This is a genomic window from Streptomyces sp. NPDC017940, assembly GCF_044328435.1.
Lineage (GTDB): Bacteria > Actinomycetota > Actinomycetes > Streptomycetales > Streptomycetaceae > Streptomyces.
Genome location: NZ_JBIRHJ010000010.1, coordinates 40528 through 65445 on the forward strand (window position 1 = coordinate 40528; position 24918 = coordinate 65445).

At 71.0% G+C, this 24918-nt stretch carries 20 protein-coding genes, 5 tRNA genes and 1 pseudogene; 10 read left to right on the plus strand and 16 right to left on the minus strand.

What is annotated here, in order from left to right:
- Positions 1-282: 282 nt before the first annotated feature.
- On the minus strand, positions 283-879 hold the full coding sequence (gene leuD / locus ACH4DX_RS30900) for a 3-isopropylmalate dehydratase small subunit (RefSeq protein WP_398123822.1): 597 nt from the start codon (positions 877-879) through the stop codon (positions 283-285).
- Positions 880-885: 6 nt separating this feature from the next.
- Positions 886-2310, minus strand: a complete 1425-nt coding sequence (gene leuC / locus ACH4DX_RS30905) for a 3-isopropylmalate dehydratase large subunit (protein ID WP_398157540.1) — start codon at positions 2308-2310, stop codon at positions 886-888.
- Positions 2311-2487: 177 nt separating this feature from the next.
- Here leuC and ndgR point away from each other — a divergent pair, with 177 nt between their 5' ends.
- Positions 2488-3204 (plus strand): IclR family transcriptional regulator NdgR, encoded by a 717-nt coding sequence (ndgR, locus tag ACH4DX_RS30910; RefSeq protein WP_058847491.1) that lies wholly within the window; start codon positions 2488-2490, stop codon positions 3202-3204.
- Positions 3205-3458: 254 nt separating this feature from the next.
- On the opposite strand, the gene ACH4DX_RS30915 is transcribed toward ndgR, so the two are convergent.
- The 9 genes and pseudogenes from ACH4DX_RS30915 to ACH4DX_RS30955 form a co-directional block, all read right to left on the minus strand.
- Positions 3459-3531 (minus strand) — tRNA-Glu (locus ACH4DX_RS30915).
- Positions 3532-3553: 22 nt separating this feature from the next.
- Positions 3554-3625: transfer RNA gene (locus ACH4DX_RS30920), tRNA-Gln, on the minus strand.
- Positions 3626-3649: 24 nt separating this feature from the next.
- Positions 3650-3722: transfer RNA gene (locus ACH4DX_RS30925), tRNA-Glu, on the minus strand.
- 62 nt (positions 3723-3784) lie between these two features.
- A tRNA-Glu gene (locus tag ACH4DX_RS30930) sits at positions 3785-3857 on the minus strand.
- 41 nt (positions 3858-3898) lie between these two features.
- A tRNA-Gln gene (locus tag ACH4DX_RS30935) sits at positions 3899-3970 on the minus strand.
- An 88-nt stretch (positions 3971-4058) separates the two neighbouring features.
- Positions 4059-4136 (minus strand): annotated as a pseudogene (locus tag ACH4DX_RS30940) (HAD family hydrolase); the annotation flags it as partial.
- Positions 4137-4211: 75 nt separating this feature from the next.
- Positions 4212-5699 carry a glutamate--tRNA ligase gene (gltX, locus tag ACH4DX_RS30945; RefSeq protein ID WP_398157541.1) on the minus strand — a complete coding sequence of 496 codons (1488 nt, stop codon included), beginning with the start codon at positions 5697-5699 and terminating at the stop codon, positions 4212-4214.
- Positions 5692-6498 carry a fumarylacetoacetate hydrolase family protein gene (locus ACH4DX_RS30950; RefSeq protein ID WP_398123819.1) on the minus strand — a complete coding sequence of 269 codons (807 nt, stop codon included), beginning with the start codon at positions 6496-6498 and terminating at the stop codon, positions 5692-5694. The genes gltX and ACH4DX_RS30950 overlap by 8 nt, the downstream gene beginning before the upstream one ends.
- Before the next feature lie 138 nt (positions 6499-6636).
- The gene (locus tag ACH4DX_RS30955; protein ID WP_398157542.1) at positions 6637-6816 is read right to left on the minus strand and encodes a hypothetical protein; all 180 of its coding nucleotides are present in this window, start codon (positions 6814-6816) and stop codon (positions 6637-6639) included.
- 572 nt (positions 6817-7388) lie between these two features.
- Here ACH4DX_RS30955 and ACH4DX_RS30960 point away from each other — a divergent pair.
- The 8 genes from ACH4DX_RS30960 to ACH4DX_RS30995 all read left to right on the plus strand — a co-directional run bounded on the left by ACH4DX_RS30960 (position 7389) and on the right by ACH4DX_RS30995 (position 18411).
- Entirely contained in the window at positions 7389-11426 is a 4038-nt protein-coding gene (locus ACH4DX_RS30960; protein WP_398157543.1) for a nitrate- and nitrite sensing domain-containing protein, read from the plus strand.
- A gap of 9 nt (positions 11427-11435) precedes the next feature.
- Positions 11436-11849, plus strand: a complete 414-nt coding sequence (locus tag ACH4DX_RS30965) for a roadblock/LC7 domain-containing protein (protein ID WP_016641908.1) — start codon at positions 11436-11438, stop codon at positions 11847-11849.
- A 148-nt stretch (positions 11850-11997) separates the two neighbouring features.
- The gene (locus tag ACH4DX_RS30970) at positions 11998-12405 is read left to right on the plus strand and encodes a DUF742 domain-containing protein (RefSeq protein WP_058847497.1); all 408 of its coding nucleotides are present in this window, start codon (positions 11998-12000) and stop codon (positions 12403-12405) included.
- Positions 12386-12988, plus strand: a complete 603-nt coding sequence (locus ACH4DX_RS30975; RefSeq protein WP_030566844.1) for an ATP/GTP-binding protein — start codon at positions 12386-12388, stop codon at positions 12986-12988. The genes ACH4DX_RS30970 and ACH4DX_RS30975 overlap by 20 nt, the downstream gene beginning before the upstream one ends.
- A gap of 342 nt (positions 12989-13330) precedes the next feature.
- Positions 13331-16657: a nitrate- and nitrite sensing domain-containing protein gene (locus ACH4DX_RS30980; protein WP_398157544.1), complete on the plus strand. Its 3327-nt coding sequence runs from the start codon at positions 13331-13333 to the stop codon at positions 16655-16657.
- 10 nt (positions 16658-16667) lie between these two features.
- Positions 16668-17081, plus strand: a complete 414-nt coding sequence (locus tag ACH4DX_RS30985; RefSeq protein ID WP_030361925.1) for a roadblock/LC7 domain-containing protein — start codon at positions 16668-16670, stop codon at positions 17079-17081.
- A gap of 96 nt (positions 17082-17177) precedes the next feature.
- A complete protein-coding gene (locus ACH4DX_RS30990) occupies positions 17178-17846 on the plus strand; it encodes a DUF742 domain-containing protein (protein ID WP_398123815.1) in 669 nt (222 codons plus the stop codon).
- Positions 17827-18411, plus strand: coding sequence for an ATP/GTP-binding protein (locus ACH4DX_RS30995; RefSeq protein WP_030566837.1), 585 nt, complete (start codon positions 17827-17829; stop codon positions 18409-18411). The genes ACH4DX_RS30990 and ACH4DX_RS30995 overlap by 20 nt, the downstream gene beginning before the upstream one ends.
- Before the next feature lie 123 nt (positions 18412-18534).
- On the opposite strand, the gene ACH4DX_RS31000 is transcribed toward ACH4DX_RS30995, so the two are convergent.
- The 4 genes from ACH4DX_RS31000 to ACH4DX_RS31015 all read right to left on the minus strand — a co-directional run bounded on the left by ACH4DX_RS31000 (position 18535) and on the right by ACH4DX_RS31015 (position 22319).
- The gene (locus ACH4DX_RS31000; RefSeq protein WP_398123814.1) at positions 18535-18729 is read right to left on the minus strand and encodes an acyl-CoA carboxylase subunit epsilon; all 195 of its coding nucleotides are present in this window, start codon (positions 18727-18729) and stop codon (positions 18535-18537) included.
- Positions 18730-18788: 59 nt separating this feature from the next.
- Complete coding sequence (locus tag ACH4DX_RS31005; RefSeq protein ID WP_398157545.1) at positions 18789-20381, minus strand: acyl-CoA carboxylase subunit beta; 1593 nt, start codon at positions 20379-20381, stop codon at positions 18789-18791.
- Positions 20382-20830: 449 nt separating this feature from the next.
- Positions 20831-21670 (minus strand): DUF4097 family beta strand repeat-containing protein, encoded by an 840-nt coding sequence (locus ACH4DX_RS31010; protein WP_398157546.1) that lies wholly within the window; start codon positions 21668-21670, stop codon positions 20831-20833.
- A 115-nt stretch (positions 21671-21785) separates the two neighbouring features.
- Positions 21786-22319 (minus strand): toxin-antitoxin system HicB family antitoxin, encoded by a 534-nt coding sequence (locus ACH4DX_RS31015; RefSeq protein ID WP_398123215.1) that lies wholly within the window; start codon positions 22317-22319, stop codon positions 21786-21788.
- Positions 22320-22626: 307 nt separating this feature from the next.
- Here ACH4DX_RS31015 and ACH4DX_RS31020 point away from each other — a divergent pair, with 307 nt between their 5' ends.
- Positions 22627-23247 carry a YceI family protein gene (locus tag ACH4DX_RS31020; protein WP_398123214.1) on the plus strand — a complete coding sequence of 207 codons (621 nt, stop codon included), beginning with the start codon at positions 22627-22629 and terminating at the stop codon, positions 23245-23247.
- A gap of 133 nt (positions 23248-23380) precedes the next feature.
- Here the strand turns inward: ACH4DX_RS31020 and ACH4DX_RS31025 are convergent, their stop codons facing one another.
- Entirely contained in the window at positions 23381-24766 is a 1386-nt protein-coding gene (locus ACH4DX_RS31025) for a hypothetical protein (RefSeq protein WP_398157547.1), read from the minus strand.
- Positions 24767-24918: the final 152 nt, after the last annotated feature.

The window sequence follows — 24918 nt, forward strand, 5'->3', positions numbered from 1 at the left end:
GTGCCATCTGGGGCGAGTTGTCGCCTCCGCAGGGGGTAACTACCCTCGTCCGGCGCCCTTCTGAGGATACCCGCACCCGCCGGGTGCAAGTGGATTTCCGGCCTCTTCTTCCCTTCAGATCAAGGCAGTTGAGTCCACCCGTTCAGGTCATCGCGGGGCATACGGGGCCGGACACAGATGTACCCCCAACCGTCCACGATTGGGGGTACATCGGGTGCCCGGCGGCCCTTGGGCCGGTCGGCGGCGAGGGTGGCGGCGATACCGCCACCCCGGTGAACGGGGTCAGCCGGCCTGCACGGTGCTCGGCTTGTGGGCGGGGCGGCGCGACTCGTACGCGGCGATGTCCTGCTCGTTCCTGAGCGTGATGCTGATGTCGTCGAGGCCGTTCAGGAGCCGCCAGCGGGCGTTCTCGTCCAGCTCGAACCCGGCCGTGACGCCAGGGGCGCGGACTTGGCGTTCGTGCAGGTCGACGGTGATCTCGACCTGCGGGTCGGCCTCGGTCAGGGCCCACAGCTCGTCCACCACGGACTGCTCGAGAACCACGGTGAGCAGACCGTTCTTGAGCGAGTTGCCGCGGAAGATGTCGGCGAAGCGGGCGGAGATCACGGTCTTGAAGCCGTAGTTCTGAAGCGCCCAGACGGCGTGCTCACGGGAGGACCCGGTGCCGAAGTCGGGCCCGGCGACGAGCACGGTGGCTCCCTGCCGCTCCGCTTTGTTGAGCACGAAGTCGGGGTCCTTGCGCCAGGCTTCGAAGAGGCCGTCCTCGAAGCCGTCCCTGGTGACCTTCTTCAGCCAGTGGGCGGGGATGATCTGGTCGGTGTCGACGTTGCTGCGGCGCAGCGGGACGGCCCGTCCGGTGTGCGCGGTGAAGGCTTCCATGGCTGATCAGACTCCGGCGGTGGTGGGGGCTTCGGCGAGGTCGGCGGGCGAGGAGAGCCGGCCGGTCACCGCGGTGGCGGCGGCGACCTGCGGCGACACCAGATGGGTGCGCCCGCCCTTGCCCTGGCGGCCCTCGAAGTTGCGGTTGGAGGTGGACGCGGAGCGCTCGCCGGGGGCGAGTTGGTCGGGGTTCATGCCGAGGCACATCGAGCAGCCCGCGTGCCGCCATTCGGCGCCCGCCGCCGTGAAGACCTTGTCCAGGCCCTCCTCGACGGCTTGCAGGGCGACCCGCACCGAGCCCGGCACCACCAGCATCCGTACGCCGTCGGCGACTTTGCGGCCCTCGATCACGGCGGCCGCCGAGCGCAGGTCCTCGATGCGGCCGTTGGTGCAGGAGCCTACGAAGACGGTGTCGACATGGATGTCGCGCAGCCGCTGCCCGGCGGTCAACCCCATGTACTCCAGGGCCTTTTCGGCGGCAAGGCGCTCCGAAGCGTCCTCGTACGAAGCCGGGTCGGGGACGTCGCCCGACAGGGGCAGGCCCTGGCCCGGGTTGGTGCCCCAGGTGACGAAGGGCGACAGGGCGGCGGCGTCGATGCGGACCTCGGCGTCGAAGACCGCGTCGTCGTCGGTGCGCAGAGTCTTCCAGTACGCGACGGCGTCGTCCCAGTCCGCGCCCTGCGGGGCGTGTACGCGGTCCTTGAGGTAGGCGAAGGTCGTCTCGTCCGGGGCGATCATGCCCGCGCGGGCACCGGCCTCGATGGACATGTTGCAGATCGTCATGCGGGCCTCCATCGAGAGCTTCTCGACGGCCGGGCCGCGGTACTCCAGGATGTAGCCCTGGCCGCCGCCGGTGCCGATCCTGGCGATGATGGCCAGGATCAGGTCCTTGGCGGTGACGCCATCGGGCAGTTCGCCGTCGACGGTGATGGCCATCGTCCTGGGGCGCGCCATGGGCAGCGTCTGGGTGGCGAGGACGTGCTCGACCTGGGAGGTGCCGATGCCGAAGGCGAGCGCGCCGAAGGCGCCGTGCGTGGACGTGTGGGAGTCGCCGCACACCACCGTGGTCCCCGGCTGGGTCAGTCCGAGCTGCGGGCCCACCACGTGGACGACGCCCTGCTCGACGTCGCCGAGGGGGTGCAGCCGGACGCCGAACTCGGCGCAGTTCTTGCGCAGCGTCTCCAGCTGGGCCCGGGAGACCGGGTCGGCGATGGGCTTGTCGATGTCGAGGGTCGGGGTGTTGTGGTCCTCGGTGGCGATGGTGAGATCGAGCCGCCGCACCTGCCGGCCGGCCCCCCGGAGGCCGTCGAACGCCTGCGGGCTCGTCACTTCGTGCAGCAGGTGCAGATCGATGAAGAGGAGGTCGGGTTCGCCTTCGGCGCGCCGGACGACGTGGTCGTCCCAGACCTTCTCCGCGAGAGTCCTACCCATCGCTTTCCCTCCGACCGGCGGCCGTGCCGGCCCAACTAGAGAATCGGTACGCCGACGCCCGTTCCCCGTACGCACGTAGGCAGCGGGACCGTTGGTCCGCGGTCCGCCTCCCCAGAGTGGCGGGTTCCCGGGAAATGTGAACTTGCGTTTCACAGAGTGAGACGCGAATATCGTTGCATGGACAACTCTAGCGGCGTTGGCGTCCTCGACAAGGCAGCCCTTGTCCTGGGCGCCCTGGAGTCCGGTCCCGCCACCCTTGCCGGGTTGGTCGCGGCCACCGGGCTCGCTCGACCCACGGCCCATCGTCTGGCCGTGGCCCTGGAACACCACCGGATGGTGGCGCGGGACATGCAGGGCCGTTTCATCCTGGGCCCGCGCCTCGCGGAGCTGGCCGCGGCGGCGGGCGAGGACCGTCTCCTGGCGACGGCGGGGCCCGTGCTCACGCATCTGCGGGACGTGACGGGCGAGAGCGCGCAGCTCTATCGCCGCCAGGGCGACATGCGCATCTGTGTCGCCGCCGCGGAGCGGCTCTCGGGTCTTCGGGACACGGTCCCCGTGGGTTCGACGCTCACGATGAAGGCGGGTTCGTCGGCGCAGATCCTGATGGCCTGGGAGGAGCCGGAGCGGCTGCACCGCGGTCTTCAGGGCGCGCGCTTCACGGCCACGGCCCTTTCCGGCGTACGTCGCAGGGGCTGGGCCCAGTCGATCGGTGAGCGTGAGCCGGGGGTGGCGTCGGTGTCGGCGCCGGTGCGCGGTCCTTCGAACCGGGTGGTGGCTGCCGTCTCGGTGTCCGGACCGATCGAGCGCCTGACGCGGCACCCGGGGCGGATGCACGCCCAGGCCGTCATCGACGCGGCGGGCCGCCTCTCGGAGGCGCTGCGCCGCACCAGCTGAGGATCTCCCACCCCTCATCCCCGGCCCGCGGCTCCAACGCCGCAGCGGCGGGCGGGGGTTGGGGGGTGTCGTGCGCCCGCGTCCGACGCGCCATGGGTCCGCGTTCGTCGTGCCGTGGGTCCGCGTTCGTCGTGCCGTGTCGTGTCGTACGTACGCACCCGACGCCCCGCCCGCGCACCACGAACCCGCACGCACACGGACCCGCACATATGCGAAGAAGCCCTCCCCGACCGGGAAGGGCTTCTTCTTCGCTGTACCCCCGACCGGATTCGAACCGGCGCTACCGCCTTGAGAGGGCGGCGTGCTAGGCCGCTACACAACGGGGGCTAGCTGGTACTGCCGTACTGCGCTGGGCTACCAGGACTCGAACCTAGAACAAAGGAACCAGAAACCTTCGTGTTGCCAATTACACCATAGCCCATGGGTGGTCTAGACCAGACCACAGTACCCCCGACCGGATTCGAACCGGCGCTACCGCCTTGAGAGGGCGGCGTGCTAGGCCGCTACACAACGGGGGCCCTAGCGATCCTGCGTTGAAGTCAGTGGGTGCGACCCGAACTGTCCTCACGGGAAGGATCTGTACCCCCGACCGGATTCGAACCGGCGCTACTGCCTTGAGAGGGCAGCGTGCTAGGCCGCTACACAACGGGGGCTTCGCGGATTGTGATCCGCAGGTGCAGATGAGCTCTGCGAGCTGGCCTACCAGGACTCGAACCTAGACTAACGGAACCAGAAACCGTCGTGCTGCCAATTACACCATAGGCCATCAAAGCGCAACCCCCTGCGGGGGCTTTGTTTGACTTGCGCTTCCCGGGCCGGACCTTTCGGCCCTCTCGGGCGGCGCAGAAAGAACATTACCCGAAGGTGGACGGCGCTCCAAAACGGGTATCGCCCGGCAACGGCGCGGGCGGCTCGGCGAGGCGCGAAGGGCCCGGAAGCCGTGACGGCTTCCGGGCCCTTCGGGTGTGCCGGGCGCGGGCGGCCGGCGTCGCGTACGCGGGCGGCGGCTACGCGGTGAGCTTCGCCAGGGCCGCGTCGACGCGGGCCAGGGTCGCGTCCTTGCCGAGGATCTCCAGGGACTCGAAGAGGGGCAGGCCGATCGTGCGCCCGGTGACGGCGACGCGGACGGGGGCCTGGGCCTTGCCGAGCTTGAGGCCGTGGGCCTCCCCTGCGGCGAGGACCGCCTCCTTCAGGGAATCGGCGGAGGACCAGTCCGCGGCTTCCAGCTTCTCGCGGGCCGTGCGCAGCAGCGCGTCCGAGCCCTCCTTCATGGCCTTCGTCCAGGAGGCCTCGTCGAAGACCGGCTCCGGCAGGAACAGGAAGTCGACGTTGTCCGTGATCTCGGAGAGGACCTTGATGCGGGTCTGGGCGTGCGGCGCGATGGCCTCCCAGACCGCCGCGTCGAAGTCCTCCGCGGCCCAGGGGGCGTGCGGCGCCCGCAGCCACGGCTCGCAGGCCGCGGCGAACGCCTTCACGTCGAGCATCCGGATGTGGTCGGCGTTGATCGCCTCGGCCTTCTTCAGGTCGAAGCGGGCCGGGTTGGAGTTCACGTCGGCGAGGTCGAACTTCGCGACCATCTCGTCGATCGTGAAGACGTCCTGGTCGGCGGAGAAGGACCAGCCGAGGAGCGAGAGGTAGTTGAGCAGGCCCTCGGGCAGGAAGCCGCGCTCGCGGTAGAGGTTCAGGCTCGCCTGCGGGTCGCGCTTGGAGAGCTTCTTGTTGCCCTCGCCCATGACGTACGGCAGGTGGCCGAACTGCGGGATGGTCTTCGCGACGCCCAGCTCGATCAGCGCCTTGTAGAGCGCGATCTGGCGCGGGGTCGAGGAGAGCAGGTCCTCGCCGCGCAGGACGTGAGTGATCTCCATCAGGGCGTCGTCGACCGGGTTGACCAGCGTGTACAGCGGGGCGCCGTTGGCGCGCACGATGCCGTAGTCGGTGACGTTCTCGGCCTGGACGGTGATCTCGCCGCGGACCAGGTCGGTGAAGGTCGTCGCCTCGTCGGGCATGCGGAAGCGGACGATGTGGCTGCGGCCCTCGGCCTCGTACGCCTGCTTCTGCTCGGCGGTGAGGTCGCGGCAGGCTCCGTCGTAGCCGGAGGGCTTGCCGGCGGCGCGGGCGGCCTCCCGGCGGGCGTCCAGCTCCTCGGTGGTGCAGTAGCACGGGTAGGCGTGGCCGGAGGCGACGAGCTTCTCGGCGACGTCGCGGTAGACGTCCATGCGCTGCGACTGGCGGTACGGCGCGTGCGGGCCGCCGACCTCGGGGCCCTCGTCCCAGTCGAAGCCCAGCCAGCGCATGGAGTCCAGGAGCTGCTCGTAGGACTCCTCGGAGTCACGGGCCGCGTCGGTGTCCTCGATGCGGAAGACCAGGGTGCCGCCGTTGTGCCGGGCGTAGGCCCAGTTGAACAGGGCGGTGCGGACCAGGCCCACGTGGGGGTTGCCGGTCGGGGAGGGACAGAAACGTACCCGGACGGTGCCGTCGGGAGTCGCGTTAGCCACGCTTGATCACCTTGTTGGTGAGAGTGCCGATGCCTTCGATGGTGACGGCGACCTCGTCGCCGACGTTGAGCGGGCCCACCCCTGCCGGGGTGCCCGTGAGGACGACGTCGCCGGGGAGCAGCGTCATCGCCTCGCTGAGGTGGACGATGAGGTCCTCGATGGGACGGATCATGTCCGTGGTGCGGCCGAGCTGGCGCTGCTCGCCGTTGACCGTGCACTGGAGGGTGAGGTCGCCGGCGCGGGCCAGGTCGATGCCGGTCTCCACCCAGGGGCCGAGCGGGCAGGCGGTGTCGAAGCCCTTGGCGCGGGACCACTGGTTCTCGCGCTTCTGCACGTCGCGCGCGGTGACGTCGTTGGCGCAGGTGTAGCCGAGGATGACGTCGGCGACCCGCTCGCGCGGCACCTCGCGGCACATCCGGCCGATGACCACGGCCAGCTCGGCCTCGTGGTGCAGCTCCTGCGAGAAGGAGGGGTACTCGATGGCGGCGCCGGGGCCCGTCACCGACGTGGACGGCTTGAAGAAGGCGACCGGGGCGTCGGCGGGGTCGGGGACCGCGTTGCCGAGCTCCGCCGCGTGCTCCGCGTAGTTGCGGCCGATGGCCACGACCTTGCTGGGGAGCACGGGCGGGAGCAGCCGGACCTTGCTCAGCGGGACCTTCGTGCCGGAGAGCTCGAAGTCCGCGAACGGGATGCCCTTGATGATGTCGAGGACGAGTCCCTCGGTGCTTCCGGGGGGAGCTTCGCCCTCGACCGCGCCGAAGGCGACGTTGCCGTCGATGGAGAACCTGGCGATGCGCACGGGGCCCCTTATTACGTGGGTGGAGATTGCCGGCCCAGTCTATGGGGCTCGGCTCCCCGTCCCCCTTGTCTGCGCTTCGCAGCCCGGCCCCGATCGCCGGACGGGCTGATCACGCCCGGCGGACGCCGGTGTCCCGGCTCACGGCGCTTCCATCAGGACCGTGCGGCGCGGGTTGGCCGTCTGGGCCGGGAGTACTACGGGCTGCTCGGGGTGCTCGGGCTGCTCCGGGGCGGGCCGTACGTCCGCCGCGTCGTCGAGGTGCGCGAGAGTGGTGCGGCGCGGGTTGGCTATGTTGCGGAACATCAGCGTGGACTTCATCTGCGGTTCGGACCCTGTCGGTCGGGGCGCCGCTGGCTGGACGCCGGTTGTCGGTTTCGCCATCCCTGTAAAGCGTCAGGCTAAACATTCAATTCCCGACGAAAGTCCAGAAGAGGCCATGATCTTCATGTGAGTTTGCTCACGAATGACTGGGCAAAAGGGTCAATTCCGGCTAGTGGTCCGTCCAATGAAAACGGACAATGCCTCCCTGAAGACCCCATTCCGCTCCTGATCATGAACACTGGGACACCCGCGCTGCCGCGCAAACTCGTACGGAAAAGTCCGCTATGGGAGAGTTCACTTTCTACGTCTCGTAACTCGCCCATCACATGCGGTCACGGAGTTCGCGGCCCGGCTCACGGGCCTTGTTGGAGATCCGGCACTGTGCTGGAATTCCCGGGACCGCCGCGGGATCGAACCGGCGCGCAGGGGCGCAACGCAGCGCCGATTGGCGGCGGGAAGGGGGAGCAGCGCCGGTCTCACGACCACCAAGGGGTGCCTTGCGCCCCGAGACGCCGACACCGTCCCGCCGTCAACGCGGCAGGACGCCTGGTCCAGAGGTTGCGACGCTAGTGCAGGGACGTTTCAAGAGGGATGGCAAGGGGTCTCCCCAGGCCGACCGCGGCCGCGGGAACGCTGCGGCCGAGCCGGAGCGCGGCGGAGGTGACCGCGGCTCCTCGGCCAAGGACGCCCAGGGCCCCGGGCCGGTGCAGTCCGGTGACGGCACCGCGGGTGCCGGCCGCGCGGGCTCGGGCCAGGCCGCGGGCGGAGCCCTGCCGCAGGGGTCCAAGACGCCCCCGGGTCCCGGCCCCCGAATAGCCCTGCGCAACTGGCGCATCCGCACCCGTCTGATCTCGCTTCTCGCGCTGCCCGTCATCGCGGCGACCGGCCTCGGCGCGCTGCGCATCAACTCGTCGCTGGACGAGATCGAGCAGCTCGACAACATGAAGCTGCTGACCGACATGACCAAGCAGGCCACCGAGCTGGCCGCGGCGCTCCAGGAGGAGCGCGACCAGTCGGCGGGTCCGCTCGCGCACGGCGCGAAGGACACGGACTTCGTCGTCAAGGGCTCCCGGGACAAGACGGACCGGGCCTACAAGAACTTCCTGCGCGGCACGCAGCAGCTGGACGACAGCGACAGCGACAAGGGCCTGCTCGGTGTCCGGCAGAGCACCATCCAGATCACCCAGCAGCTCCAGAAGATCAACGACGTCCGCCGGAACGCGTACGAGGACCCCAAGTCCGTCTCGCAGACCGTCGACGCCTACAGCCAGCTGATCGAGCAGCTCCTCGCGCTCTCCGAGGACATGGCGCAGGCGACCAGCAACCCGGACATGATCCAGCGCACCCGTGCGCTCGCCGCGTTCTCGTCCGCCAAGGAGTACGCCTCCGTCCAGCGCGCCGTCATCGCGGCCGCGCTGCCCGCGAACAACCGCGAGTTCGGCCAGCTCACCGAGACCGACCGCCGGTACGCCTTCTCCGCCCTGGACAAGGAGGGCTCGGAGCTCCAGTCCTTCAACCGGATCTACTCCGGTGACCCCGAGAAGCTCCTGAAGCCCATCAGCGAGGGCAACGCCTCCATCGAGGCCGCCAACTCCTACGCCAAGCGCGTCCTCGAGCAGGAAGGCGGCATCAAGCTCCGCGGCAAGCGGTCCTACAAGGACTGGGTGGACGCCGACTCCACCAAGATCTCGGAGATGTCGAAGATCGAGCTGACGCTGCTCGACGAGATGGAGCAGAAGGCCCGTTCCCTCAGGAACGAGTCCGAGCAGCAGGCGATCCTCAACGGCGCGCTCATCCTGTTGGTGATCGGCGTCTCGCTCGTCGGCGCCTTCGTCGTGGCCCGCTCCATGATCCGCTCGCTGCGCCGGCTCCAGGACACCGCCACCAAGGTCGCCCAGGACCGCCTGCCCGAGCTGGTCAAGCAGCTCTCCGAGTCCGACCCGCAGGACGTCGACACGTCCGTGGAGTCCGTCGGTGTGCACTCCCGGGACGAGATCGGCCAGGTGGCCGCGGCCTTCGACGACGTGCACCGCGAGGCCGTCCGCCTCGCCGCCGAGCAGGCCCTGCTGCGGGGCAACGTCAACGCGATGTTCACCAACCTCTCGCGCCGCTCCCAGGGCCTCATCCAGCGCCAGCTCTCGCTCATCTCCGAGCTGGAGTCCCGCGAGGCCGACCCCGACCAGCTCTCCTCGCTGTTCAAGCTCGACCACCTCGCCACCCGCATGCGCCGCAACGGCGAGAACCTCCTCGTCCTCGCCGGTGAGGAGCCGGGCCGCCGGTGGACCCGCCCCGTGCCGCTCGTCGACGTGCTGCGGGCCGCCGCGTCCGAGGTGGAGCAGTACGAGCGCATCGAACTCTCCGCGGTGCCCTCGACCGAGGTCGCGGGACGCGTCGTCAACGACCTCGTGCACCTCCTCGCCGAGCTGCTCGAGAACGCGACCTCGTTCTCCTCGCCGCAGACCAAGGTGAAGGTCACCGGGCACGCGCTGCCCGACGGCCGCGTGCTCATCGAGATCCACGACACCGGCATCGGCCTCTCCCCCGAGGACCTCGCCGCGATCAATGAGCGGCTCGCGTCGCCGCCCACCGTGGACGTCTCGGTCTCGCGGCGCATGGGTCTGTTCGTGGTCGGCCGCCTCTCGCAGCGCCACGGCATCCGCATCCAGCTGCGCCCCTCCGACTCCGGCGGCACGACCGCCCTCGTCATGCTGCCCGTCGACGTCGCCCAGGGCGGCAAGAAGGCCCCGAGCAAGCCGGGCGCGCCCGGCCCGACCGGCGGTCCCGCCGCCGCGCAGGCGGCGGCCGGTGCCGCGGCCGCGCGACGCGGCGGCGGTGTGGCGGCGGGCCTCGGCGGCGCCCAGCGTGCCCGTGGCGGCCAGGTCGGCCCCGGCGCGGGTGCCCAGCGCGGCCAGGTGGCAGGGCAGGGCCCGCGGGCCGCACTGCCCGCGCGCGGCGGTGCCCAGGGACCTTCGGCCGGTGCTCCGTCCGCCGGGTCCCCGGTGGCGCCCGGTGGTCTCGCGGGGGCCGGGGCCTCCGGTCCCGGCGGCGGGGCGGGGGCCAACGGGCCCGCGGGCCTCGCCGGTCCCACGGGTGCGGGGCCGCAGCGTCCCGGTACCCGGCAGCCCGGGTTCTCGCAGGGCAGCCGCCCCACCGCGGGCATGCCGCAGCCGCCGGTGCCGCAGCAGCGCACCAACGACGCGGGTACGGGCGCCGGTTCCGGCGGCGACCAGGGGCGCAGGCCGCAGCTGCCGCCGCGTGGCGGACCGCGCGCCGAGCTGCCCGGCGGCTCGACACAGCCGCGTACGCCGAGCTGGAGCGACGAGAACGCGCAGCCCCAGGTCGCGCGGGAGCCGTTCGACACGCCCCGCGGCCACGAGGAGCCCGAGTCCACCGGCCAGTTCCCCGCTCCCGCGGGCCTGGCCGACGACAGCCGGGGTCCCGGTTCCACCGCGCAGTTCGACCGCCCCGACTTCGACGGACCGCCCCCGGGCTCGTCCGGCCACAACGGTGCGCGGGGCGGTGCTCCGCAGGCCCCGAACGTGGGCGCCACCGGCGAGTTCGTCCGCTCCGATGTCTTCGGCGGGCCCGACAGGGGCATCCCGCAGAGCGGCAGGACCCCGCACGGCACCGGTGAGTTCACCGTGCCGCGTCCGCCCGCCCCGCGCCGCGACCAGGGCCAGGGCGCGCTCGACGACCGGAACCAGGGCGCTCCGCAGCAGCCGCAGCCCCAGCAGCCCCAGGGGCAGCAGGCCTACGACGAGCTGGGTTCCCCGCTCCCCTACGACCAGCAGCCGCAGCAGGCCGATCTCGACGCGCTGCCGCCGGCTTCCGGTCCGCTGGACGGTCGTACGCCGCTGTACGACACGCTGGAGACCAACTGGTTCTCCCAGCAGGCGCAGGCCGAGCAGGACCGCCAGGCCCAGCGGAACCCGCAGGGCCAGCACCCGCAGCACGACCAGCAGCAGCCGCACCACCGCCAGGCACCCCAGCAGGGGGCCCCGCAGCAGTACCTCCAGCAGCCCCAGCACCAGCAGCCGCAGCAGGACCGGCAGGCCGAGCAGGGGCTGCCCACCGACCTGCCGCAGCGTCCCCAGCGGCCGCAGCGCCCGGGGGCCCCGCAGCGCGGCAACGGCACCGAGCCCGGCCGCCGTCCCGAGCGGGGCAGGGCCGAGGCGCCGCAGCAGCCGCTGCCGCGCCGCGACCAGCAGCCGCAGGACCAGCAGCCGCAGCACCCCGCGCAGGGCCACCAGGGCGGCACTCCCCCGCTGCCCCAGCGCCCGGGCGCGGGCGCCCCGGCCGCGAACAGCACCACCGGCACCACCTCTTGGCGTGCGACGCCGAACGACGAGCTCGGCCGCCAGGCCGAGCGCGTCCGGCAGCCCTCCGCGGGCGGCGTCACGACCTCCGGCCTGCCGCGCCGCGTGCCACGGGCGAACCTCGTGGCGGGCACCGCGCAGCAGGCCCAGGACAGCACGGGTCCGCAGGTCTCGCGCGCGCCCGACGACGTGCGCGGCCGGCTGACCAATCTCCGTAGGGGAATTCAGCAGGGTCGTCAGGCCGGCACCGGCCAGACCGGCAGTTTCCCCACTCACCAGCAGGAGCGTTAGTTGAGTCCGATGAGCCAGGCGGCACAGAACCTGAACTGGTTGATCACCAACTTCGTGGACAACACCCCCGGGGTGTCCCACACGGTCGTGGTCTCCGCCGACGGCCTGCTTCTCGCGATGTCCGAGGGCTTCCCGCGCGACCGCGCCGACCAGCTCGCGGCCGTCGCCTCCGGCCTGACCTCCCTCACGGCCGGGGCCTCCCGGATCTTCGAGGGCGGCGCGGTCACCCAGACCGTGGTGGAGATGGAGCGGGGCTTCCTGTTCCTCATGTCCATCTCGGACGGTTCGTCGCTCGCGGTGCTCGCGCACCCGGAGTGCGACATCGGCCTCGTCGGCTACGAGATGGCCCTTCTCGTCGACCGCGCGGGCACCGTACTGACCCCGGACCTGCGCGCCGAACTGCAAGGCAGCCTGTTGCACTGACCCGGCCACCCCGGGCCCGTCCCACTCGGCCGCCCCACCGTCCGAGCCAACCGACCGTACGAACCGACCACCGTCCGGCCGCCAGTCATGCCCCACCCCGGCTCTGTCAGACGGATCGCAGACAACTGCTGTCCCGCCCGGAGGATCCATGAACCCGCCCACCGCCTCTCACGACCCGTACGGTGCTTCCCATGCCGGGTACGGGATCGAGGGCGACCAGCCGCTGGTGCGTCCCTACGCGATGACCGGCGGCCGGACCAGGCCCCGCTACCAGCTCGCGATAGAGGCGCTCGTCAGCACCACGGCCGACCCGGCCCAGCTGATGGGGCTGCTCCCCGAGCACCAGCGGATCTGCCACCTGTGCCGTGAGGTCAAGTCGGTGGCCGAGGTCTCCGCGCTGCTTTCGATGCCGCTCGGTGTGGCCCGCATCCTCGTCGCCGACCTGGCCGAGGCCGGGCTCGTCGCCATCCACCAGCCGGGCGGCGACGAGAACGCCGGCGGCCAGCCCGACGTGACACTGCTCGAAAGGGTGCTCAGTGGACTTCGCAAGCTCTGACGGAGGCGGCTCCGTGGGCTCCGACGCCGGTGGCCGGTCCACCACGTCCGCCAAGATCGTGGTGGCGGGCGGCTTCGGCGTCGGCAAGACCACGTTCGTGGGGGCGGTCTCCGAGATCAATCCGCTGCGCACCGAGGCCGTGATGACGTCCGCGTCGGCGGGCATCGACGACCTCACGCACACGGGTGACAAGACCACCACGACCGTGGCGATGGATTTCGGCCGTATCACGCTGGACCAGGATCTGATCCTGTACCTGTTCGGCACGCCCGGTCAGGACCGGTTCTGGTTCATGTGGGACGACCTCGTGCGCGGCGCGATCGGCGCGGTCGTGCTCGTGGACACCCGGCGGCTCGCGGACTGCTTCCCCGCGGTGGACTACTTCGAGAACTCCGGCCTCCCCTTCGTCATCGCCCTCAACGGCTTCGACGGGCACCAGCCGTACACTCCCGACGAAGTACGCGAAGCACTGCAACTCGGTCCGGACACTCCCATCATCACCACCGACGCACGACACCGTGCGGACGCAAAGAGTGGCTTGATCACACTGGTCGAGCACGCACTTATGGCACGACTCAAGTAGGCGGGACCATACGGAAGTTGCCGTAGAGCGCACGGAACGATCTGTGTCCTTTGACACGGACGGCTGCCGTGTTCATAACGTTTCGACAGAGAATTGCCCTGGCCGCCGCGACACCTCGCGGTCGGCCGGTGCCGCTGTGCACACAAGAGCCCCGCCTTTTGGCGGGGCTCGCTCTTTATGACCGATTTATCTGAGGCTTGCGCCACGCGGAGCTCTTCTTCCCTACTGTTTGGAAGAGCACAGTCTGACGTGCTGGAATGCGCTGAACTGCCCAGTAGCACGGGCCTTTGGAGACGACAGCGGCACCAGCGCAGGAGCCGCCGCCGAGAGGTTGTTGGTCGAGTGAGGCGAAGCAAGACGAGCCCCGCGTCCCCGGACCGGGACACGCGGGGCAACTTCACCCCGCCGCCGCGCGCAGCGGCACCGTCCGCGGACATACCGGGCAGCGAGCCGCAGGCCGCCTCCGGCGGACGGCTCTCGCCGAGGAACTGGCGGGTGCCGACCCGGCTGAACGCGATCCTCCTCATACCCGTGCTCGTCGGCCTCGTCATGGGCGGGTTCCAGGTGAAGGGCGCCATCGACACCTGGGACGAGGCCCGCGACGCCGAGGCCACGGCCCGTCTCGTGCGTGCCTCGCTCGACTACGGCAACCGCCTCATCGAGGAGCGGGACGTCTCCGCCGCTCCGCTGCTCAGGGGTAAAAAGAACGATTCTGCTGTGGTCCGTGCCCGCAAGGCCACGGACGCCGCGGCCGCCGCCTTCGACGACGCCGTCAAGGACATGCCGGCGAAGGAGGGCCTCGAGCGCAGGCTCGCCGCCTTCCACAAGGTCGAGCCGAAGCTCGAGGGCCTGCGCGAGGCCGCGTACACCAGCAAGCTGCCCGGCGTACAGACCGAGGAGTCGTACGTCGCCATCCAGCACCCGCTGATGGAGTTCGCCAACGAACTCGGCCTCGGCACCGGCAACATCACCTCCTACGGCCGCACCGTCTACGCCGTCTCCCTCGCCAAGGCCGCCCTCTCCCTCCAGCGCTCCATCGGCACGCACCTCCTGGTGGAGCCGGGTCCGAGCGCGGCCGAGCTGTCCAAGCAGCGGATCGCCTTCTCCTCGTACGCGTACCTGGAGAACATCGCCATCGAGGAGTACACCGGCGGCGGCACCCCGCAGGACGTCAAGAAGCTCCAGGACGCGCGCAAGGACCTCGCGGCCAGGGGCAGGCAGCAGTCCGCCGAGGCCGAGGCCGCCGCCCGCGCCAAGGGGGAGAAGTACGTCCCGCTGCCGAGCGGCGAGAAGACCCTCGCCCTGATCGCCGGCCTGTCCTCGACCCAGCCGAGCGCCCGGGTCGAGCTGGCGGGCAAGGGCATCACGGCGCCCGCCCTGTGGGGTGTCACCACCCTCAAGTTCGACGCGTACCGCACCATCGAGTCGGACCTCGCCGACAAGGCCGTGAACGAGGCGTCGGGCATCGCCGACGATGCCAGGACCGACGCGTTCATCACCGGCGCGGTCGTCGTGGTCGCCCTGCTCGCCGCCTTCCTCCTGGCCGGGCTCATGGCCCGGCAGATGAGCCGCTCGATGCGCAGCCTGCGCACCGCCGCCTTCGGCATCGCCGAGCAGCGCCTGCCGATGCTCGTCGACCAGCTCTCGCGCACCGACCCCGGCCGGGTCGACACCCGGGTGCAGCCCATACCGATCACGTCCACGGACGAGATCGGCGAGGTCGCCCGCGCCTTCGACCAGGTGCACCGCGAGGCCGTGCGGCTCGCCTCCGAGCAGGCCCTGCTCCGCGGCAACATCAACGCGATCTTCACCAACCTCTCGCGCCGCAACCAGTCGCTGATCGAGGGCCAGCTGACCCTCATCACCGACCTGGAGAACAACGAGGCCGACCCGGACCAGCTGGAGTCCCTCTTCCGCCTCGACCACCTCGCGACCCGCATGCGCCGCAACGGCGAGAACCTCCTCGTTCTCTCCGGCGAGGAGCCGGGCCGCCGCTGGGACCAGCCGGTCCCGCTGGTCGACGTGTTGCGCGCCGCCTCGTCCGAGGTGGAGCAGTACGAGCGCATCGAGCTGTCGGGCGTCCCCGAGGCCGAGATCCACGGCCTCGCCGTGACCGACCTCGTGCACCTGCTCGCCGAGCTCCTGGAGAACGCCACCACGTTCTCCTCGCCGCAGACCAAGGTCAGGGTCACCGCGACCCGTCTCCCCGACGGCCGCGTGATGATCGAGATCCACGACAAGGGCATCGGCCTGACCGCCGAGGACTTCGCGGACATCAACCACCGGCTCGCCAACCCGCCGACCGTGGACGCGGCGATCTCCCAGCGCATGGGCCTGTTCGTGGTCGGCCGGCTCTCCGACCGGCACGGCATCCGCGTGCAGCTGCGCCCCTCCGGCGAGCAGGCGGGCACCACGTCCCTGGTGATGCTGCCCGACAACATCACCCACGGCGGCGGTGGCGACCAGGCGCCGCACGACCAGTTCACGGTCTCCTCGATCATCCCGGAGCAGCAGGTCCCCGAGGTCGAGCCGCTGCGCACGGCCGCGGAGCTGGGCTTCGACGACAGCCGCTACGCGGGCCAGGGCACCGACGGCGCCGAGGCGGGCGACCAGCTCGACCCGGTGGGCCGCTCGCTGATGCGCGAGGAGCGCAGGGCCGCCCTGGGGGCGCAGGCCCAGACCGGGCAGCCCGCGGAGGGCGACCGTCCGCTGTTCCGTGACGAGGTCAGGGGCGGCGCGCGGGGAACCTACGAGCAGCCCTCGGGGTACGCGGAGACGCGGAACGCCTTCGACGGTGCCGAGGGCTCGCCGGTCCTGGGATACGACCAGGCGCAAACCGGGTACGACGGACAGCCGGTCGCCGGGTACGACCAGGCTCAGGCGGGCTACGACCCGCAGCTGACCTACGACCAGGGTGCGCAGGCGTACGACGATTCGTACTACACCACCCAGGACGGCTATCAGGACGGCGCGTATACGGAGCCCGGGCACGACGGCCACGAGACCGGTGCGGGCGGTGTCCAGGAGTCCTTCGCCGCCTACCCGGAGCGGTCCCACCAGGACGACTGGCCGTTGCGCGACGGTTACCAGGACGGCTATCAGGGTGACTACGCTCCCGAAGCGGAATCCGCTCCGGCGCCTGACGCGGGTGAGCACGACCGCGTAGGCTTCGACCGTCCGGGACCTGCCCCCTCCTCCGCCGCGGCTCCGTCCGCCGTCTCCCACGAGCTGACCGACGCGGGTCTTCCGCGTCGCGGCGGCCCCGTGGCCGACGGCAGCGCGAGCGCACCCGCTCAGCGCCGGGAGAGCCCGAACGGCGAGAGCCGCGACGGCGAAGGACCGGCGGGCGACGCCTCGCAGGGCGAGCGGCAGGGCTCCGGCTGGCGTACGGCCAACGACGATCGCTGGCAGCGCGCCGAGGCGCTGCGGGAGCCCAAGGCGGGCGGCGTCACCTCGTCCGGTCTTCCGCGGCGGGTGCCCAAGGCCAACCTGGTCGAGGGCGCCGCGGAACAGACCCCGCTGGGCGGCCCCCAGGTCTCCCGCGACCCCGAGGAAGTACGGGGCAGGCTGAGCAACCTGCGCCGCGGCGTCCAGCGGGGCCGCAGCGCGGGCAGTGACACGAATGGCCAGGGCTTCAGCCCTGACAGCACCTACAACCAGGAGCGTTAGTGTGAGCCCGATGAGCCAGGCGGCGCAGAACCTGAACTGGTTGATCACCAATTTCGTGGACAACACCCCCGGGGTGTCCCACACCGTGGTGGTCTCCGCCGACGGACTCCTTCTGGCGATGTCCGAAGGCTTCCCGCGCGACCGAGCCGATCAGCTCGCGGCCGTCGCGTCGGGCCTGACCTCCCTCACGGCCGGGGCGTCCCGGATCTTCGAGGGCGGCTCGGTGACCCAGACCGTTGTGGAGATGGAGCGAGGATTTCTCTTCATCATGTCCATCTCCGACGGATCGTCCCTCGCCGTACTCGCCCACCCAGAAGCGGACATCGGTCTCATTGGGTACGAGATGGCACTTCTCGTCGACCGAGCGGGCACCGTCCTCACTCCGGACCTGCGCGCGGAGCTTCAGGGGAGCCTGCTCAACTGACAGACAGACGGTGCGTATTCGCATCCCGGGGCCGTAAGGTTTCGGGACGCGGCTCCACAGTGATGGCGCCGGGCACAGGTTTCCGAGGAGGAGTACGTGGCTGCAACAACACCCCCAGACGGTTCGTCTTCGGCCAACTGGCCCGCCGGCCACGGCCAGGCTCAGGGTGACGGTTCGCAGAACCGGTACAACTTCCCCTCCACGCCGAGCCACCGCCGGCAGCCCCAGTACCGGCAGCCGCAGTACCGACAGCCGGGCCAGCAGGCGCCCGGCCCCGGTGCGCCCGGCCCCGGTACGCCCGGCCCCGGACCGTACGGCCAGCCCTACAGCCAGCCGTACGACCAGCCCTACGCGCCCCGGATCCAGCCGGTCCAGTCGCACCGCCGCCCCCCGGAGCAGGCGCCCGCGCCCGCACCGATGGCGTCCAACCCGCTGGTACGGCCGTACGCCATGACGGGCGGCCGCACCAGGCCCCGCTACCAGCTCGCCATCGAGGCGCTGGTGCACACCACCGCACAACCGCATCAGTTGCAGGGCCAGTTGCCGGAGCACCAGCGCATCTGCAACCTGTGCCGCGAGATCAAGTCAGTGGCGGAGATCTCGGCCCTGCTCTCCATTCCCCTCGGCGTTGCCCGGATCCTCGTCGCCGACCTGGCGGAGGCCGGACTTGTCGCCATCCATCAGCCCGGCGGCGACGAGACCGCCGGCGGCCAGCCAGACGTGACACTGCTCGAAAGGGTGCTCAGTGGACTTCGCAAGCTCTAGCGGCGGAGCAAAAGACCGCTCCACCACCAGCGCGAAAATCGTGGTGGCGGGCGGCTTCGGCGTGGGCAAGACCACGTTCGTCGGGGCGGTCTCTGAGATCAACCCGCTGCGCACCGAGGCCGTCATGACGTCCGCGTCGGCGGGCATCGACGACCTCACCCACACCGGGGACAAGACGACGACCACCGTCGCCATGGACTTCGGTCGCATCACCCTGGACCAGGACCTGATCCTGTACCTGTTCGGCACCCCCGGCCAGGACCGGTTCTGGTTCATGTGGGACGACCTGGTCCGTGGCGCCATCGGCGCGGTCGTCCTGGTCGACACGAGGCGGCTCGCCGACTGCTTCCCCGCCGTCGACTACTTCGAGAACTCCGGCCTCCCCTTCGTCATCGCCCTCAACGGCTTCGACGGCCACCAGCCGTACACCCCTGACGAAGTGCGGGAAGCCCTCCAGATCGGGCCCGACACCCCCATCATCACCACCGACGCCCGCCACCGCGCGGACGCGAAGAGCGCGCTCATCACTCTGGTCGAGCATGCGCTGATGGCACGACTGCGGTAGTTCTTCCGCGGTGGTTCTCTGTCTGCGGGCGGGTGAGGTCTTCCCCGCTCCATAAAGCTGTGGGCCCCCGTACTCGAGCGAGTACGGGGGCCCACAGGGCGTTCAGGGCAGGGAGCCGAGCGCTCAGCCCTGCCAGCTGTGCGGGGCGCGGAAGCCGGGGGTGCGCTCCAGGCGACGCCAGCCGGCCTTGTCGTGGCCGCGGTGGACGGCCACGGCCTCGGGCTGCGCGGCGGCGCGGGCGAGGAGGATGGCGGTGAGAGCCGCGACCTCCTCGGGCTCGGCGTGGCCCTTCTCGACGCGGATGTCGGGAGTAGTCATGTGCAGCGTTCTCCTTGTGGGTACCGCGGGCGGGACAGAAGAGCTCAGGGGGTCCGCCGCTACTGCGGGGGGTTTCCGTGTTTGCGCGAGGGCAGGTCGGCGTGCTTGTTGCGCAGCATGGCCAGGGACTTGATGAGGACTTCGCGGGTGGCGGCGGGGTCGATGACGTCGTCGACCAGACCGCGTTCGGCGGCGTAGTAGGGGTGCATCAGCTCGGCCTTGTACTCCTTGACCATGCGGGCCCGCATGGCCTCGGGGTCCTGGGCGGCGGCGATCTGGCGGCGGAAGATGACGTTGGCCGCGCCTTCGGCGCCCATGACGGCGATCTCGTTGGTGGGCCAGGCGTAGGTGAGGTCGGCGCCGATGGACTGGCTGTCCATCACGATGTAGGCGCCGCCGTAGGCCTTGCGCAGGATGAGGGAGATGCGGGGCACGGTGGCGTTGCAGTAGGCGTACAGGAGCTTCGCGCCGTGGCGGATGATGCCGCCGTGCTCCTGGTCGACCCCCGGCAGGAACCCCGGAACGTCCAGGAGGGTGACGATGGGGATGTTGAAGGCGTCGCACATCTGCACGAAGCGGGCCGCCTTCTCGGAGGCCTCGATGTCCAGGACCCCGGCCAGGGATTGGGGCTGGTTGGCGACGATGCCCACGACCTGCCCGTCCAGACGGGCCAGAGCGCAGATGATGTTGCGCGCCCAGCGCTCGTGGACCTCCAGATAGTCGCCGTCGTCGACGAGCTCCTCGATGACCTTGGTCATGTCGTAGGGGCGGTTGCCGTCGGCCGGAACCAGGTCCAGCAGGACGTCGCTGCGGCGGTCGGCGGGGTCGTCGGAGGGCACGACCGGGGGGTTCTCGCGGTTGTTCTGCGGGAGCATCGCGAGGAGGTAGCGGACCTCGGCGAGGCAGGTCTCCTCGTCGTCGTAGGCGAAGTGGCACACCCCGGAGGTCTCGGCGTGCACGTCCGCACCGCCGAGCCCGTTCTGGGAGATCTCCTCGCCGGTGACCGCGCGGACCACGTCGGGCCCGGTGATGAACATCTGCGAGGTCTCCCGCACCATGAACACGAAGTCCGTCAGGGCGGGGCTGTAGGCGGCGCCGCCCGCGCACGGGCCCAGCATCACGCTGATCTGCGGGATCACACCCGACGCCCGGGTGTTGCGCTGGAAGATGCCCCCGTATCCGGCGAGCGCGGAGACACCCTCCTGGATGCGGGCGCCGGCGCCGTCGTTGAGGGAGACCAGCGGCGCACCGGCCGCGATGGCCATGTCCATGATCTTGTGGATCTTCGTGGCGTGGGCCTCCCCGAGCGCCCCGCCGAAGATCCGGAAGTCGTGTGCGTACACGAACACCGTACGGCCCTCGACCGTGCCCCAGCCGGTGACGACCCCGTCGGTGTAGGGCCTCTTGGCCTCCAGGCCGAACCCGGTCGCCCGGTGCCTGCGCAGCTGCTCGACCTCCTGGAAGGACCCCTCGTCCAGGAGCAGACCGATCCGCTCACGGGCCGTCAGCTTGCCCTTGGCATGCTGCGCCTCGGTCGCCCTCTCACTGGGTCCGGCGAGGGCCTGTGCACGGATCTGAGCCAATTCGGCGACTCGGCCCCGCGCGTCCGCGGGCTCGCCCGCCGAAGATCCAGCTTCGTCCAAAACGGTCATGCTCTCGACCTTACGGAGGGGCGGGGGGAGAACGGACCGTCGACTCCGCACAGTCTCGGGACCGTTTTCCTGGCACCCCCGGACAGAACGCTTCGGGGATGCAGCCGAAGTGACTGCTCAGAGGCCCATCCGGCTGTAGAGATTCCACAATCGGCCGCAGTGAGAGTCAGCTCACATCGGGCCGGATCCGACGCACGGCGGAGGGCGGCACGCGGCCCGCCCGGGAGGCGGCGCCGCCCCGCCCGGCGACCCTTCGTCGTCGCCGCAGGCCATCGGCCGGAACCCCGAGCACGGCCAGGGCGCGCCGACACCACCGGTCGGCGGCACGGCCACGGTCCGGCCATCTGCCGAGGGCCGGGTGAATTGGCGGGGCCCGACAACCGTCCGACCACCGAGAGAGAGCTGAAAACGGCCCTGGTGCGGCCCGCGATGAGCGTTGCGCGGCTGCCTCAGGCCCGGTGGATCAGGATGTCCCCGGCCCCCGTGCGCCCACGCACCTGAACCGTCTCCCCGGAGTCCCCCGGCCCCTCGGAGCTGCCGAGCGCCTGCCGCACCGCCCCGACCTTGGTCTGTACGTCGAGCCAGGCCGCGGTGCCCTCGCGGATGCCGACGTCGAGGCCGCCCATGCCGGTCTGGAGGACGACCGTGCCGCGTACCACGTCGCCGACGCTGATGCCGCCGTTGGCCGTTCTGACGTTGACGTCGGAGTGGGCGCGGCCGATGGTGATCGTGCCGTTCGACGCCTTCACGCGGACGTCCCCCGTGACCTCGCCGATCTCGGTCGGGCCGTTGGAGTTCTTGACCACGGCGGTGCCGCCGACCGTGCGGAGGCGGACCTCACCGGAGGCGGTGGTGACGTCGACGGGGCCTTCCGCGCGGTCGACCACCACCTGGCCGTACCCGGTGTGCAGGCGCGCGGAGCCCGCCCAGTCGATCCGGATGTCACCGGCCGAGGTCTTCACCTCGCACTCCCCGAGGCGGCCTTCGGCGCTGAAGTCGGCCATGGAGGTGTTCACCTGGAGGTGGGAGCCCTCGGGCAGCAGGATCTCCACGTCGACGGACGAGCCCTTGCTGAACAGCGAGCGCTCCTTGGGGCCCTTCACCAGGAGCCGGCCACCGGAGCACTCGACCCGGGTCTGCTCGGCGGCCCGCACGTCGGCCTGTCGGGACTCGGTGGTGGGACGCACTTCGACGACGGTGTCGGTGCGGTCGGACGCGGCGATCCGCAGCGAGCCGATCTCCACGATCACCGTGGCGTAGACGGGCTTGGCGGTGTCGAAGGTAGGCATGGGGCTGTCCTCATCCTGATGGGTCGTCCGGATCGTCGTCCCGACGCGTCCTGTGGACCGTACGGGCCGGATCCGGACAGGGCGGCGGCGTGGCTGCGCGCGGGGGCGGAGGCCGCTAGCGCGCCCATCCCGTGAAGCTGTTCCCGACGTTCTGGGAGGCGTGCGGAGCGGGCTGCCTGCTCGCGTCGCCCTGCTTGAGGGCGTCGGCGACGGTGCGGACCAGCCAGGCGTTGACGGACAGGCTCTCGGCGGCGGCGGCCTCCTCGGCCTGGGCCTTCAGGTGCATCGGCAGCCGGAGGTTGATCCGGGCCGTGCCGCCCTCGTCCGACTCGGGGAGGGGCGCCGGGGCGGGTGCGGGGCGGGCCGCGCGGACGTCCATCGGGGGCGCCTCGAAGCTCTCGCCGGTCGGCGCGGGTGTCACCACGAAGTCCGGGTCGCCGCCGCGCAGCCGCACGTCGACCGAGCCGGGGGCCAGGTCTCGGGTAATCTCGTCCATGGCCGCGGACAGCACGTTCAGCATGGTCAGCCGGGTGGCCGACTCGAGCGGCGCGAGCAGGCGCTCGGCGATCGCACGGGCGTCCTCACCTCCGGCCTCCGCGGCGACCGCGAGCTCCTGGCGGAGTTGGGCGACATACGGCGTGAGGTTCATGACACCATTATGGCACCACAATGGTGCCATAGCAAGCTGCCACGCCTCTTGAAGTGCGGTCTCACGTAGCCTCGCGCGAGAATGCGCGGTGGTGCCATACGTGGCACCACCTCTCCCCCGCAGGACATCCGACCCTGCCGCCATCGATCCGCCCCTCACGGGGCCGCGCATCCTCCATCCGGCACACCCCCGTTCACACTCGGCGCGTAATCGCCTCGACACGCTCCGCTTTATGTTGAACATTGAACTGGATCGCGTTAACGTTGAACTCGTTGAACCGTCAACTACCCACTCCGAGGAGCACGCCATGGGAATCTTCAGCCGCAAGAACGACGCCACCACCGCGACCGCCGCCACCGCGATCGCCACCGAGGCCGCTCCGGACCTCACCGCCCTGACCGGTGACTACGCGCTCGACCCCGCGCACACGACGATCGGCTTCGTCGCCCGGCACGCGATGGTCACCAACGTGAAGGGCTCCTTCAAGGAGTTCACCGGCGCGCTGCACCTGGACGGCAGCGACCCGTCCGCCTCGTCGGCCACCCTCGACGTCACCATGGACAGCATCGACACGGGCAACGCGGACCGCGACGGCCACCTCAAGAGCGCGGACTTCTTCAAGACCGACGAGTTCCCTCAGATGACCTTCCGCTCCACCGGGGTCGAGGCACTCGGCGGCGCCGACTACCGCGTCACCGGCGACCTGACGATCCTCGGCACCACCAAGCCGCTGACCATCGACCTGGAGTTCAACGGCGCCGCCAAGGACCCGTTCGGCAACGAGCGCGTCGGCTTCGAGGGCACGGCGCAGATCCTGCGCTCCGAGTGGGGTCTGACCTGGAACGCGGCCCTGGAGACCGGCGGCGTCCTCGTCTCCGACAAGATCAAGCTCACCTTCGACCTCTCCGCGGTCAAGAGCGCCGCCTGACACCTGCCGGGGGCGCGGTACCGTTCGCCACTGTCCGGGTTCCCCTCCCAACTGCCCGTCCTGACAGGCGTGGTGATCGGTGCTCCGGCATGAGGACACCCTTCGGAGGCCGTCCCCGGGCTGAAGGCGTCCCTCAGAACCCGCCGCCCCCGAAGTCGCCCCCGCCACCGCCGCCGAAGCCCCCTCCGAAGTCGCCGCCCCCGCCGAAGTCGCCGCCGCCGAAGTCACCCGGTGAGAAGTCCGCCCCGGACATGTCGCCGCCCTCGTAGCCCGCTCCCGGTCCGAAGTCCCCGTACCCGGCGCCGTAGCTCGCGGCGTAGGCGGGGCTCGCCATCATCGTGCCGAGCGCGGTGCCGAACAGGAGGCCCGGGAGCATGCCGCCGCCGAAGTAGCCGCCCGCCCAGGGGCCGTAGGCGGGCCCGGCCTCCCAGTAGGGGCGCCGCTCGCCGGACGCGGTGGCCACGGTGCGGGCCATCGGGTCGTCGCCGTCGGCGAGGCGCACCGCGTCGGCCGCGCACACGGGCACCTCCCGGGTGCTGCCCCCGGCGGGGGTCCACTCGGCGTCCTGCACCGAGGGGCCGTGCCGCGGGTCGAAGAAGCAGGGGGCGCGGCGCTCGGGCAGGGGCCGTCCCTCCCGTCGTGCGGCGAGCAGCGCCAGGGAGAACCGGCCGTCCTCCAGGGCCTGGGTCACGGCCCTGACCTGCTCGGGGCGCTCGGCCGCCGCCATGAACGACTTGGCCTTCTCGTAGGCGTCGAGGGAGCGTTCGTAGTCCGCGCGCATGGCGTCGTCCGCGCCGGCCTCCGCCGGGTGGAAGTCGAGCCGGTCCAGTTCCTCACCGAAGGCGGTGATGTCCTCGTCGACCACCACCCGCAGCTTCTCCAGGGCAGCGCGCTGCTCCTCCTCGTGCCTGCGGCGCCTGCGGCGGGCGACCGTGTAGGCGCCCGCGCCGCCCGCGACCACCACCGCGCCGATGCCGATCAGCGCCCCGACGGGCGCCCCGTCGTCGGCACCCGCGGCGCCGCCCCAGGAGGCGGGGGCCGATCCGGAGGACTGCGCGAGTGCCTGGTCGACGAACCGGTCGAGCTGCGCCTTCGTGCTCTCGCCCTGGACCAGCGCGGACAGGTTGCGCACCGCGTCGCGGGAGAGGACGGAGCCGTCGGCCCTCGCGTCGAAGCGGTCGCCGAGGCGGACGGCGTACACGCCGGTGATGCCGGTGGCGGTGCGCAGGTCGCGGAAGAGTTCCTCGCGATCGGGGAACGAGGCGGGCAGCACCGCCACGAACACCGGTTTGTCCGCCTTCTCGATCCGGTCGGCGAGGGCGTCCGCGTCCGCCGCGGAAAGCTGTGCGGACGCCGCTTCGTCGACGTACACCGGGTTCTTCCTCAAGGCGTCGGCCACCGCCTGGACGTCCGTCGCCGCCTGGGCACCGGGCGCCGCGATGAGCGTGGCGCCTAGGGCCAGGAGCAGTCCGGACAGGACCAGGGCCAGCCACGACGCCGCCTGCCTGGTGTGCCTCATACTTCACGCTAACTCTTCCGCCCCCGAAATGTGCCCCGCGAGGGGCGCGGGGAACTGCGCGACCGGCCACAAGGAAGCCGCGGACGCGTCTGCTCACTGACTCGGCAGACGCGTCTGCGGCCTTTCCCGCGCTCAGCGCGCCCACGCGGTGG

Coding starts and splice junctions, on each gene's coding strand:
- leuD (WP_398123822.1), bottom strand. CDS start 879: ATGGAAGCCTTCACCGCGCACACCGGACGGGCCGTCCCGCTGCGCCGC.
- leuC (WP_398157540.1), bottom strand. CDS start 2,310: ATGGGTAGGACTCTCGCGGAGAAGGTCTGGGACGACCACGTCGTCCGG.
- ndgR (WP_058847491.1), top strand. CDS start 2,488: ATGGACAACTCTAGCGGCGTTGGCGTCCTCGACAAGGCAGCCCTTGTC.
- ACH4DX_RS30955 (WP_398157542.1), bottom strand. CDS start 6,816: ATGAAGTCCACGCTGATGTTCCGCAACATAGCCAACCCGCGCCGCACC.
- ACH4DX_RS30965 (WP_016641908.1), top strand. CDS start 11,436: ATGAGCCAGGCGGCACAGAACCTGAACTGGTTGATCACCAACTTCGTG.
- ACH4DX_RS30970 (WP_058847497.1), top strand. CDS start 11,998: ATGAACCCGCCCACCGCCTCTCACGACCCGTACGGTGCTTCCCATGCC.
- ACH4DX_RS30985 (WP_030361925.1), top strand. CDS start 16,668: ATGAGCCAGGCGGCGCAGAACCTGAACTGGTTGATCACCAATTTCGTG.
- ACH4DX_RS31000 (WP_398123814.1), bottom strand. CDS start 18,729: ATGACTACTCCCGACATCCGCGTCGAGAAGGGCCACGCCGAGCCCGAG.
- ACH4DX_RS31005 (WP_398157545.1), bottom strand. CDS start 20,381: ATGACCGTTTTGGACGAAGCTGGATCTTCGGCGGGCGAGCCCGCGGAC.
- ACH4DX_RS31010 (WP_398157546.1), bottom strand. CDS start 21,670: ATGCCTACCTTCGACACCGCCAAGCCCGTCTACGCCACGGTGATCGTG.
- ACH4DX_RS31015 (WP_398123215.1), bottom strand. CDS start 22,319: ATGAACCTCACGCCGTATGTCGCCCAACTCCGCCAGGAGCTCGCGGTC.
- ACH4DX_RS31020 (WP_398123214.1), top strand. CDS start 22,627: ATGGGAATCTTCAGCCGCAAGAACGACGCCACCACCGCGACCGCCGCC.
- ACH4DX_RS31025 (WP_398157547.1), bottom strand. CDS start 24,766: ATGAGGCACACCAGGCAGGCGGCGTCGTGGCTGGCCCTGGTCCTGTCC.